The sequence below is a fragment of the Streptosporangium sp. NPDC002607 genome, assembly GCF_053592655.1.
On sequence record NZ_JBSFWD010000050.1, the window covers coordinates 1 to 12,095 of the forward strand.

The 12,095-nt window shown below is 71.0% G+C and carries 10 protein-coding genes; 5 read left to right on the top strand and 5 right to left on the bottom strand.

Translation table 11 applies throughout. The features are described 5' to 3' along the window. Nucleotides 1–37 precede the first annotated feature (37 nt). Both ACWD3H_RS37780 and ACWD3H_RS37785 read right to left on the bottom strand, forming a co-directional pair. Nucleotides 38–1,909 (bottom strand): ricin-type beta-trefoil lectin domain protein, encoded by a 1,872-nt coding sequence (locus ACWD3H_RS37780; RefSeq protein WP_451958406.1) that lies wholly within the window; start codon nt 1,907–1,909, stop codon nt 38–40. 240 nt (nt 1,910–2,149) lie between these two features. Beyond that, complete coding sequence (locus ACWD3H_RS37785) at nt 2,150–3,175, bottom strand: LacI family DNA-binding transcriptional regulator (RefSeq protein ID WP_451958407.1); 1,026 nt, start codon at nt 3,173–3,175, stop codon at nt 2,150–2,152. Nucleotides 3,176–3,334: 159 nt separating this feature from the next. Between ACWD3H_RS37785 and recD2 the strand changes: the two genes are divergently transcribed. The 5 genes from recD2 to ACWD3H_RS37810 all read left to right on the top strand — a co-directional run bounded on the left by recD2 (nt 3,335) and on the right by ACWD3H_RS37810 (nt 9,004). Next, a complete protein-coding gene (recD2, locus tag ACWD3H_RS37790) occupies nt 3,335–5,482 on the top strand; it encodes an SF1B family DNA helicase RecD2 (RefSeq protein ID WP_451958408.1) in 2,148 nt (715 codons plus the stop codon). A 270-nt stretch (nt 5,483–5,752) separates the two neighbouring features. Continuing rightward, a complete protein-coding gene (locus tag ACWD3H_RS37795; RefSeq protein ID WP_350927813.1) occupies nt 5,753–6,160 on the top strand; it encodes a TOBE domain-containing protein in 408 nt (135 codons plus the stop codon). 124 nt (nt 6,161–6,284) lie between these two features. After that, entirely contained in the window at nt 6,285–7,019 is a 735-nt protein-coding gene (modB, locus tag ACWD3H_RS37800) for a molybdate ABC transporter permease subunit (protein WP_355548654.1), read from the top strand. Further along, nucleotides 7,016–8,047: an ABC transporter ATP-binding protein gene (locus tag ACWD3H_RS37805; RefSeq protein ID WP_451958409.1), complete on the top strand. Its 1,032-nt coding sequence runs from the start codon at nt 7,016–7,018 to the stop codon at nt 8,045–8,047. The genes modB and ACWD3H_RS37805 overlap by 4 nt, the downstream gene beginning before the upstream one ends. 90 nt (nt 8,048–8,137) lie before the next feature. Further along, on the top strand, nt 8,138–9,004 hold the full coding sequence (locus tag ACWD3H_RS37810) for an NAD(P)-dependent oxidoreductase (protein WP_451958410.1): 867 nt from the start codon (nt 8,138–8,140) through the stop codon (nt 9,002–9,004). 161 nt (nt 9,005–9,165) lie between these two features. Here ACWD3H_RS37810 and ACWD3H_RS37815 read toward each other — a convergent pair whose 3' ends face one another. The 3 genes from ACWD3H_RS37815 to ACWD3H_RS37825 form a co-directional block, all read right to left on the bottom strand. Further along, nucleotides 9,166–10,353, bottom strand: coding sequence for a serine hydrolase domain-containing protein (locus ACWD3H_RS37815; RefSeq protein ID WP_451958411.1), 1,188 nt, complete (start codon nt 10,351–10,353; stop codon nt 9,166–9,168). Between the two features lie 126 nt (nt 10,354–10,479). Continuing rightward, nucleotides 10,480–10,995 carry an anthrone oxygenase family protein gene (locus ACWD3H_RS37820; protein WP_355548381.1) on the bottom strand — a complete coding sequence of 172 codons (516 nt, stop codon included), beginning with the start codon at nt 10,993–10,995 and terminating at the stop codon, nt 10,480–10,482. Between the two features lie 215 nt (nt 10,996–11,210). Continuing rightward, entirely contained in the window at nt 11,211–12,050 is an 840-nt protein-coding gene (locus ACWD3H_RS37825; protein ID WP_451958412.1) for an NAD(P)H-binding protein, read from the bottom strand. Nucleotides 12,051–12,095: the final 45 nt, after the last annotated feature.

Sequence of the window (12,095 nt, forward strand, 5' to 3'; positions counted from 1 at the left end):
CCCGTCATCTGGACGGGGCACGTCCGCGACACTCAGGTCAGGAGAGCGTCCACTTCTGGTTCGCGCCGCCGCCGCAGTCCCACAACTGGAGGCGGGTGCCGTCGGCGCTGGTGTTACCGGTGACGTCCACGCACCTGTTCGTCGCGGGGTTCACCAGGTCCCTGGTTGTCGGGTTGTAGGTCCACTGCTGGTTGGGGCCGCCGAAACAGGTCCACAACTGGAGCCGGCTGCCGTTGGCCGTGCCGTTGTCGACGACGTCCAGGCACTTGCCGAGCGCGCGGAGCGTGCCGTCGCCGGGGCGGGTCCACTGCTGGGCGGCGGTGCCGTTGCAGGTGTAGAGCTGGACGGCGGCGCCGTCGGCGCTGCTGCCGCCCGCGACGTCCACGCATTTGCCGCCCAGGCCGGTGATGGTGCCGCCGGTGCCCGCCGAGGTACCGGCCCAGGTGAAGGTGGCGGTGGTACGGGCGGGCAGGGAGTAGACGAAGGACTGGTTGCCCCAGTTGACCCGGACGGACTGGGCGGAGGTGCCGCCGTTGTGCGCGATCAGGGCCTTGGAACCGTCGGGGTTGCGCCAGGCGACGTTCTGGATCGTGCCGTTGGCGGTGGAGTCGATCCGGTAGGCCCCGGGCCTGACGAACTTGGTGAGGTGGCCGGTCGTGTAGTACTCGATGGTGTAGTCGACCTGGCCGGCGCGGGAGCCACCCTCCTGGACGGTGATCAGGCCGGTGCAGGTGCCGCAGCCGCCGTTGTGCGGTCCCATGCTCTGGTTGAGCGCGAGGCTCCACTTGACCAGGCTGCCGCTCCAGTTGCGGGTGTAGCTGACGATGTCGGAGAGATCCTCGTTGTGCTGGTTGCCGATCCAGGTACCGCCCGAGTGCTCGGTGCTGAACTGGCGTACCGCCGGGTACTGGTTGTGCACCTGCGTGCCGACCGCCGGGTCACCGAAGTAGCCGTGCCAGGCGATGCCGCCGAAGAGCGGGTCGTTCCGCACGCCCGCGTCGTTCAGCACGCCTGAACCGAAGTTGGCGTAGTCGCCGTAGTTCCAGTCGTGGACCAGAACCTTGGTGGTGATGCCGGCGGCGCGGAAGGCCGGGTAGACGTGGTTCTTGGTGAACTCGGCCAGCCCCGAGGGGTTCCAGCTCATGCCGGGGTAGTTCATCGCGGTCGGGTTGCCCGCCTGGCAGCAGTTGGGCTCGTTCTGCACCGAGATGTAGTTCACCGGGATTCCGGCGGCCTGGTAGCTCTGGATGTACTTGACCAGGTACTGGGCGTACATGGGGTAGTACTCCCACTTGAGCCAGCCCATCTGGTCCATCCGGCCGTTGTCCTTCATCCAGCCGGGGGCGCTCCACGGCACGCCCTTGACGCGCAGATCCGGGTTGAGCGATTTGGCCTGCCCGGTGAGCAGGCGCACGTTGGTGTCGTACCCGTTCGCGCCGAAGTCGCCCAGGTCGCAGCAGGTGTCGTCGAGGGAGACGTGGCCCGGCCGGGAGAGATCGGAGGCGCCGATCGGGTTGCGCACGAACGACAGGCCGATGCCGTCCGTGGGGTGGAAGAGCTTGCGCATCACGGTGTCGCGGGTGGTCGCGCTGATCGCTCCGCCGCGCAGCAGGTAGGCGGTGGTGTCGGTGATCGAGGCGCCGCCCCCTTCGAACTGCTGGTAGGTGGTGCCCTCGTTGACGGTGATGGTGTGGTTGGCGCTGCCGCCGGCGGGCCCGAAGGCGATGGGGGACTGCTGCTGGAGGCCCCGCGTGACGGTCCGGCCGCCCGAGTCGGAGGTGGTGGTGAGCCAGATGTTCACGGGCTCACCCGCGGCGAGGGCGGGCGAGGCGATGCCGGGCCCCGCCATCCACAGGGCGGCGACGCAGGCGAGGGCCAGGGTGAGGGCCCGGCGGGGAGGTCGAAACACGGCAGGGGTCCTTTCGGGGGGTGCGACAGGGGCCGCGGGTGGGGCCGCGACGCTCTGGGCTGCTCGAATCGGGTCACATTCGGCACCCCGGGAGCCGTCACTGTAACAAATGTAACAAATAAGAAACCTGTCTGTTACAGAGAAGAACAACACGGTCGGGAATTGGTTGTCAAGGCCAGAATTACAGGGCTTCGCGCGCGCTTTGCCAGGGGCGAGTCAGTGCTGAAACAAATGAAACAATCAGTAAGGGGCGGGTCCGGTGGAGCCGCGGACGACCAGGTCGGTCCCCAGGGAGACGTGCAGCGCCTCCAGCCTGTGCCGGCTGAGCAGCCGCGTCAGCAGCGTGACCGCCATCCGGCCCATCTCCTGCAGGGGCTGGCGCACCGTGGTCAGCATCGGCAGGGTCGCCCTGCCGATGTCGATGTCGTCGAAACCCGCGACCGAGAGGTCGCCGGGGACGCTCAGGCCACGCTCGGCCGCCGCCCACAGCGCGCCGACCGCCATCTTGTCGTTGAACGCGACCAGGGCCGTCGGCCGCTCGGGCAGGTCGAGTAGTTCACAGGCCGCGCGGTAGCCGTTCTCCGTGTTGGGCTCCGGCACGTTGCGCAGCAACTCGGCCGAGGGCAGAACACCGACGTCGGCCAGCGACGCGGTGTAGCCGGCCAGCCTGGCCTCGCTGGGCAGCCACTTCACCGGACCGCCGATGATGCCGACCCGGCGGTGACCGAGCTCGACCACGTGCGCCATCAGCCTGCGCGCACCGGCGAAGTGCGCCGCCGACACCGCCACGATGTCCTTGGGAGGGGGTGTCCTGGGGTCGATCACCACGAAGGGGAAGCGCCGGTCACGGAGCCGTACGAGCTCGTCACCCGACTCCGGGGGAAGGATCAGGATCGCGCCCGCGATGTCGAGGCGGTCGGGCAGGCCGGAGAGCACCGGGGTGTGCTGGGCGGACTCTCCGGTGCTCAGGATCATCTGCCCGCCGTGCAGTTCGACGGTCTCCCCGACGGAGGAGACGATGAGCCCGAAATAGTCGGTCAGCAGGTAGGGGCAGCGCACGTAGATCGTGCCGCCGGCCATCGCCTCCTGCCTCGCGCGCGGCCGGGGGGCCTGCTCTCCGAGGCGGCCGACGGCCTGTAACACCAGCTCCCGGGTGTGCGGGGCGACATTGGTCTGCCCGTTCAGGACCCGCGAGACGGTGGCGATCGACAGACCCGTCTCCGCCGCGATGTCGCGCACGGTCGCCCGCATCCCGGGTCTGGCCATTCGCGCCCCCTGGTCGCCGCGTCCCTGCCGTCAGAATAACCACCGGTGACCCTGACCCGCCTCGCCGGCCGCGTGATGCCCGGGGCATGACGCCTTGCGGGGATAGCGGGTCACCTAGTCTGATGCGCGAAGGGTGAAGAGGAGGGTTGGCTCTCTGTCGTGGAGGCGTCTGTCGAGCAGCTGGTGTACGTCCGGGAGGACGAGTACACGATCGCGCGGATGAGCGCCGAGGGCATGCCCGGCTTCGTCGCCTCCGGCCGGGCTCTGGGCGGGGTCCAGCCGGGAGAGACGCTCCGGCTCATCGGCGCGTGGGGCGAGCATCCGCGTCACGGCAGGCGTTTCGAGGTCACGGCGTGCGAGCGGCTGGTCCCGGCCACGGTCAGGGCCATCCGGATCTATCTGGGCTCCGGTCTGATCCGGGGTATCGGGCCGAGGCTCGCCCACGCCATCGTCAGCCACTTCGGTGACACGACGCTGACCGTCATCGACACCGAACCCGGACGGCTCACCGAGGTCGTCAACATCGGCCCCGCGCGGCAGGCCCAGATCGCCGACGCGTGGCAGGAGCAGAAGGCGATCGCCGAGCTGATGGTGACCCTGCAGGGGTTCGGGATCAGCCCGCTGCTCGCGGCCAAGATCTACCAGGTGTTCGGAGCCGAGTCGGGCGACATCCTCACCTCCGATCCGTACCGGCTCATCGGCAAGGTCAGGGGCATCGCGTTCACCACGGCCGACCGGATCGCCCTGCGCTCCGGGGTCTCCGAGAGCAGCCCGCAGCGGATCAAGGCGGCGATCCTGGACAGGCTGGAGACGGCGGCCAGCCGCGACGGGCACTGCTTCGTACGGCTGATCGCCCTGGTCACCCGGTCCGCGGAACTGGTCGAGCAGGACCACGACCTCGTCCGCCGGATGCTCGACGCCCTCGTCGCCGACCGCAGGGTGGTCGTCGAGGTGTCGCCCGACGAGGCGGGGCAGGCCGTGGTGTACCTGAAGGAGACCCACAGCCGCGAACTCACCCTGACCGCCCAGCTGACCAGGCTCATCCAGGCCACTTCGACGCTGCCGATGCGCGCCTTCCAGGAGGATGCCGGGCTGGACGAGGATCAGCGGGCGGCGGTGAACATGGCGCTGACCAGCACCGTGTCCATCATCACCGGCGGTCCGGGCTGCGGGAAGAGCCATACCGTCAGGACCATCGCGGCGACCGCGAAGGCGATGGGCGGCTCGGTGACCCTTACCGCGCCGACCGGCAAGGCGGCCAAGCGCCTGTCGGAGCTCACCGGCATGCCCGCGATGACCGTGCACCGGATGCTGGCCCACCAACCGGACTCCGACAGCGGTGCGCTGTTCGAGCAGACACCCGCGCAGGCCGACCTGATCGTGGTCGACGAGGCCTCCATGCTGGACCTGCACCTGGCCACCCGGCTCACCGCGGCCATCCCGGTGGGCAGTCACCTGCTGATCGTGGGCGACAGTGACCAGCTGCCCAGCATCGCCCCTGGCAGCGTGCTGGCCGACCTGCTGCGTGTCGAGGAGATCGCGCGGATCCGGCTGACCCGTGTCTTCCGCCAGGCCGAGGGGAGCGGGATCATCAGGGCCGCTCACCGGATCCGGACCGGAGAGGTGCCTCCGATCCCCGGTGGCGGGGGCTTCTGGTTCGAGGAGGTCGACGACCCCGAGCAGGTCGCCGAGCGGGTGATGCACCTGGCGACGGTGGCGATCCCGCGCAAGCAGGGGGTGAGTCCGGACCAGGTCCAGGTGCTGTGCCCGATGCGCAGGGGCCTGACCGGGACCGCCGAGATCGGCCGGATGATCCAGGAGCGGCTCAACCCGGCTCGCGAGGGAGTCGCGGAGCACTGGTCGGGTGCCTCGGTCTTCCGGGTCGGCGACCGGGTCATGCCGATCCGCAACAACTACGACAAGGGTGTCTTCAACGGAGACACCGGCACGGTCACCGCCATCACCCCTGAGGAGAGGCTCGTCGAGATTCGCACCGACGACGGGCAGATCGTGAAGTACGGCTTCGGCGAGCTCGACGAGCTGACCCACACGTACGCCATCAGCATCCACCGCTCCCAGGGCAGTGAGTATCCCTTCGTGGTCGCGCCCCTGGTCACCGAGTCCGGCGGCGTCATGCTCCGCCGCAAGCTGCTCTACACCCTGATCACCCGGGCGCGGTCCTGGGTGGTCGTCGTCGGTGAGCGAAAGGCTCTGGAGTTGGCCGTCCAGCGGCTCGGCCACCGCCGCAACACCGGGCTCGCCCGCCGGCTCGCGCTGAGCCTCGGAACCGTTCTGACCGATGACTGACGAGGACCTCCGAAGTGACTCCTCCGCTCCCCGGCCGGGGCAGGCGCCGGCCGGGCCCTGACCGTTTCGAACACCGGAACCATGCCGGGTGAGCCCGGCAGGGGAATCGCCGAACATGACGACGGGTGAGCGGGAGGGCTCAACCGGGTCGTCCGGCTCCCCCGGAGGGTGAAGATGAGGTGCCAGATCATGGTGCGCCCGCCCTGGGGTGTGCGTCTGCCATGAGATATGGGGATAAAGACCTGCATATGCAAAGGTATGGTGATTGTTGTGACGACGTTTCGGATCAGTGAGGCCGCCGCGCTGCTGGGGGTGAGTCCCGACACCGTCCGCCGCTGGGTGGACGCCGGGCGGCTCGCGGCCCGGCGGGACGAGCATGGTCACCGGATGGTGGCGGGTGCGGATCTGGCGGCGTTCGCGCGTGCCCAGATCGAGTCCGAGAACGGCTCGGGGCTCTCCTCGGCGCGGAACCGTTTCCGCGGGATCGTGACCGAGGTGATCAAGGATGCGGTGATGGCCCAGGTGGAGATCGCCGCGGGTCCCTACCGGGTGGTGTCGCTGATGAGCCGCCAGGCCGCCGACGAGCTGGGCCTGGAGGTGGGGGTGATGGCGGTCGCCGTGATCAAGTCCACCAACGTCGTCGTGGAGATCCCCGACCACGCCCGTACGGCGGGCTGACAGCCAGATGAGCGGCGGGGCACGTGGCGTGGCGGGCGGTCCGCCCAGCGGTACGGCGGGTGCCTCTTCCGGTGGGGTGGCGGGTCGCCTGCCCTGGGTGCTGGTGCTGCCCGCGGTGGTCGGCATGATCTTCCTGACGCTGCCGCTGGCCGGGCTGCTGGTGCGCGCCCCCTGGTCCACGCTGGTCGAGAGGCTGGGCGAGCCCCATGTGCTGGAGGCGCTGCGCCTGTCGCTGGTGACCGCGACCCTGGCCACGCTGGTATGCCTGCTCCTCGGCGTGCCGCTGGCCTGGCTGCTGGCCCGTGTCGACTTCCCCGGCCGCCGCCTGGTGCGGGCGCTGATCACGGTTCCCCTCGTGCTGCCCCCGGTGGTCGGCGGGGTCGCCCTGCTGCTCGTGCTGGGGCGGCGCGGCCTGATCGGCCAGTGGCTGGACGCCACCTTCGGCATCACCCTGCCGTTCACCACGGCGGGAGTCGTCGTCGCCGAGGCGTTCGTCGCCATGCCGTTCCTGGTCATCAGCGTCGAGGGCGCGCTGCGCGCGGCCGACCTGCGCTTCGAGGAGGCCGCCGCGACGCTGGGAGCGTCCCGCTGGATCATCTTCCGCCGTGTCACCCTGCCCCTGATCGCCCCCGGCATCGTCGCCGGAGCCGTGCTGTGCTGGGCCCGCGCGCTCGGCGAGTTCGGCGCCACCATCACCTTCGCCGGCAACTTCCCCGGCCGGACCCAGACCATGCCGCTGGCCGTCTACCTCGCCCTGGAGACCGAACCCGAGGCCGCGATCGTGCTCAGCCTCGTCCTGCTCGCCGTCTCGGTGATCATCCTGGCCGGCCTGCGCGAGCGGTGGGTGAGTGCCCCGTGACGCTGAACGCCCGTCTTGTCGTCACCAGGCCCCGCTTCCACCTGGACATCGAGCTGGAGGTCGCCGCGGGACAGGTCGTCGCCCTGCTCGGCCCCAACGGCGCGGGCAAGACCACGGCGCTGCGCGCGCTGGCCGGGCTCACCGCCCTGTCCGGCGGGCAGATCAGCCTGGACGGCGAGGCGCTGCACACCCTGGCGGCCGAACGACGCCCGATCGGCGTGGTCTTCCAGGACTACCTGCTCTTCCCGCACCTGTCCGCGCTGGACAACGTCGCCTTCGGGCCCCGCTGCCGTGGCGCCTCCAGGACGGAGGCACGGCGGGGGGCCGCGGTCTGGCTGGAGCGCGTCGGCCTGGCCGGGCACGCCACGATGAAACCCCGGCAGCTCTCCGGCGGTCAGGCCCAGCGCGTCGCGCTGGCCCGCGCCCTCGCGGTGGAGCCTCGCCTGCTGCTGATGGACGAGCCGCTGGCGGCCCTGGACGCCCACACCCGCCTGGAGATCCGCTCCCAGCTCCGCCGCCACCTGGCCGACTTCGGCGGCGCGACGGTCCTGGTCACCCACGATCCGCTGGACGCCATGGTGCTCGCCGACCGCCTGGTCGTCATCGAGAACGGCGCCGTCGTGCAGCAGGGCACCCCCGCCGAGGTCGCCCGGCGCCCGCGTACCGACTACGTCGCCCGCCTGGTCGGCCTCAACCTCTACCGGGGCACCGCCGCCGGACAGCAGGTCTCCGTCGGAGAGGTGCTCTTCAGCGTCGCCGAGCATCTGGAGGGCCCCGCGTTCGTCGCCTTCCCGCCCAGCGCGGTCGCGCTGTATCGGACCCGTCCCGACGGCAGCCCGCGCAACCTCTGGCAGGCCACGATCGAGGGCATCGAACGGCACGGCGACAGCATCCGCATCCACCTGGCCGGGCCGATCGCCGCCGCGGCCGACGTCACCCCCGCCGCCGTCGCCGACCTCGACCTCACCCCCGGACAGCGGATCTGGGCGTCGGTCAAGGCCACCGAGACCCACGTCTACCCGTTCTGACGCCCTGGCCGGGGGGATGGACGGTGATCCGCGTGGCGGCACGGCCGCCAGAACCCCGGTGAGCATAATGACGTGGAGGGGGGATGACCTATGCGCGTTGCCGTGCTCGGGATGGGCATGATGGGGCGGGCGCTGGCCCGGCGGTTGCTGGGGCTCGGTTTCCAGGTCACGGTGTGGAACCGCACGCCGGGCCGGGCGGACGAGCCGGTCAGCCTCGGCGCCGTCGAGGCGGCCTCGCTTGGAGAGGCGGTGCGGGCGGCCGATGCGGTGCTGCTGTCGCTCGCCGACGGCCGGGCGGTCCGCGAGGTGATGGCCCAGCTCGTCCAGGCAGGCCCGATCGAGTCGACCAGGCCGGTCGTGGCCGACCTGAGCACCGTCGCCCCGGCCACGGCCCGCGAGATGCGGGACCTGGTGCCGGGAGGCCGATTCGTGGCGGCCCCCGTGCTCGGCGGTCCCTCGGCCGTCGCCGAGGGGAGGGCCACGGTCCTGGTGGGTGGCGAGCGCGACCTCGTCGACGAGCTGAAGCCGGTGTGGACGGAGGCCTTCGCCTCCTACTCCTACTGCGGCGCCGACCCCGGCGCCGCGCTCGCTTTCAAGCTGCTGAACAACTACCTGCTCATGTCCGGAATCGCGGCGCTCGCCGAGGTGACGGCCACGAGCCAGGCCGCCGGCCTCGACAACGTGCTGCTGCACGACTTCCTCTTCCAGTGGCCCACCGTCGCGCCCGCCCTGCACAACCGGATCGACGACGTCCTGGCCGGCGACCACCAGGGGTGGTTCACGACGAGGCTCGCCGCCAAGGACGTGCGGCTCGCCGCAGAGCTGGCCGAGTCGAGCGGTCTTGAGCTGCCCGTCGCCCGGCTGGTCGAGCGGCGTTACGAGGAGGCGGCCGAGCGCGGCTGGGGCGACGCCGACATCGGCGCGATCGTCGAGCTGCTGCGCGGCGGATCACGCTAGGCGTACTGCCCGGACGGCGCCCCGCGGCGTTGTCGTCGTCGCCCATGACTCCGTCATGAGCTCCTCCTCCGCCGTGCGGGGCGTCCGTCCGGCCGATCCGCAGCACAGGCGAAGATCCACAGAACACGTCCTTGGGGCGTCCTCCCGCGGCCGGGCCGGCGTCAGCGGGTTCTCGCCACCTCGGCGGCCACGGCGCGGAACGCGGCCAGCGTCTCGCCCTGGTTCTGGTCCGAGGCGGAGCGGGCCGACTTGACGACGACCACCCCGTGCCTGGGCGAGACGTAGATGTACTGCCCGCCGAGCCCGGCGGCCATGAAGTCGCCCCGGCCGTCGCCGCCGAGCCACCAGTGCAGCCCGTAGCCGGGGCTGAAGGAAGCGGAGGGTGTGGTCGACTTCCTGACCCAGGAGCGCGGAACCACCTGGTGCCCTCCTGCCCGCCCGTCGCGGAGGTAGAGCAGGCCGAACCGGGCGAAGTCGCGGTCGGTGGCGTGGTAGCAGCAGTAGCCGAGGCTGTCGCCGCCTGAGTCGCTGTCGACGCGTACCGTGGACGCCATGCCGGCGGGCTTCCAGATCTTCTTCTCCACGTACCGGTGGTACGGCGTGCCCGTGGCGCGGCTGACGAGCTTGGCGAGCACGAAGGAGTTCATGCTCGTGTACTCGAACCTGCTGCCGGGTTTCCAGCCGCGTACCTGCCGCGCCGCCAGTTTCGTGACCGACTGGCCCCGGATGGCGCTCATGTGCAGGTCAGGCACATCGGAGCGCTCGTCCCAGTCGATTCCCGACGACATCCGGAGCAGGTCGCGGATGGACACTCCGTTGTAGCCCGAGCCGCGTAGTTCGGGCAGGTAGCCGGTCACCGGGTCGTCGATCGAGCGGATGTGCCCCTCGTGCAGGGCGATGCCGACCGCGGCCGACGTGAAGGACTTCGCCATCGACCAGGACTGGAACCGGGTATCGGGATCGGCCTGGACGTAGCGCTCGTTCACGATCTTCTGGCCGTCCAGGACGACGAAGCCGTTGGTCTTCGTTCGTGCGAGAAAGCTGTCAAGAGTGTGCTCGCGTCCCTTGTAGGTGTAGGTCACGGAGAGCCGCCTGGGGGCGCTCCGCAGTTCGACCGGATGTGCCGACGGCCACATGAGGTCGGAGGAGTCCGCCCTGGTGGCGGCCGGGGTGAAGGAGACCGGCGCCGTCCGGGCCAGGGCGGGAGCCGCCCCGGCGGTCAGTGCGAGCGCGGTGATCGTCGCGACGACCGGCCCTCGCAGGCGGTGGCTGATGTCGATCCTTTCCATGTTCCCTCCGGTGAGCTCGGCGGTGGGGGAGGCGCTCGCGTACGGAGGGGATCGTGGCACGCTTTTCTGGCAGTTCTCTAGCAGGGGCCGGCTGGTTCCCCATACGGTCACCGCCCGGAGTCCTCCGGGTGAGGTCTCCCCGGCGAGGGCTCCCGGTGGTGGGCGCGGGCGGGCAGCCCGCCCGGGTCACGAGCCGCCCGATGGCCCGATGCGCCCGTACAGCACGAGGGCCCAGGCAAGGCAGCCGAAGGCGGCGACGCACGCCACGGTGCGGGCGAGGTTCCAGCGAACCCACATCGCCTCGAACCGCTCGCGCACCGCCGCGAGGTCGGCGACGCCGTCGGGCTCCCCGGCCGCGTCGAGCGCGTTGTTGAGCGGCACGTTGACCCGCATGGTGATGACGAGCACCACCACGTACAGGACGAGCGCGGCCACGATCCAGGGCAGCACGGGGCGTCCCTCCCGGTGGAGGTGGAGCAGCGCGGCCAGGACGGTCAGCACCAGCGCGCCGCCGAAGCAGACGGCGAACCAGCCGTTGAGGATCGCCACGTTGATCCGCCGCATCGCGCCGACGAAGGTCCGGTCGTCCGTCTGGCCCAGGCCGGGCATGACGGAGCAGGTGTAGGCGTAGAAGAGGCCCGCCATGAGCCCCACGGTGATCGTCGCCGCGACCAGCGCGACGCCTCGGAACAGCATCAACATCACATCCTCCATGACTGTCGTCGAAACTCCGGCGGCGGGAGCGGACACGCTCGCCGCCACCGGGTTCCCGGGCGGGCGGAACCGACGCGAGGCGGCACCCGTGCGCCCGGCTCGCCGCCACCGGGCCGTCGGTCCAGAGCGACCGCGACTGAGATCGCGACCGTGGCGGAACCCGGGCGGGGCGGCACCCGTGCGCCCCGCTCGCCGCCGTCCCGCTAGCCGCCCCAGACGCCGGTGGCGGCGGCCTCTCGCGCGTAGTCGGTGAAATCCCTGGGCTCCCTGCCCAGGGCACGCCGGACGCCGTCCGTCAGGTGGGCGTTGCGGCCGTCCAGGACATCGGTGAAGAGCCCGGCCAACTGCGCCGCGTACCCGGCCGGTACGCCGTGCTCGACCAGCCCGGCCGCGTACTCCCCGGGGGAGACCGGCAGGTAGCCGATCTCGCGGCCGGTCGCCTTGGAGATCTCCGCGGCCGCGTCGGCGAAGGTCAGCAGCCGGGGACCGGTCAGCTCGTAGAGCTCGCCCGCGTGCCCGTCCTCGGTCAGCGCCGCGACCGCGACGTCCGCGATGTCCTCGGCGTCGACGAACGGCTCGGCCACGTCCCCCGCGGGGAACGCGATCTCGCCGCCCATGACCGGCTCCAGCAGGTAGTCCTCGCTGAAGTTCTGGCAGAACCAGCTCGCCCGCAGGATCGTCCACTCGGCGCCGGACTCCCTGACCGTCCGCTCGCTCACCTGGGCCTCCTCCTCGCCCCGGCCGGACAGGAGCACCAGCCGTCGGACGCCGCTCCCGACCGCCCGCGAGACGAACGAGCGGACCGAGTCCGCGGCCCCGGGGAACGCCAGGTCCGGGTAGTAGACCAGGTACACCGACCCCACCCCCCGCAGCGCGGCCGCCCACGTCGCCTGGTCCTCCCAGTCGAACGGCGGCTCGCCCGAGCGGGAACCGACCCGCACCGGCAGGCCGCGCGCGGTGAGCCGCTCCACCACCCGGCGGCCGGTCTTGCCGGTGCCTCCGAGGACCAGCGTCGTGCTCTTCTCGTGCGTGTTCTCCGTCATACCACCAGTGAACCGGGCAATGCTGAGACGGTCCATGGTTGAGAA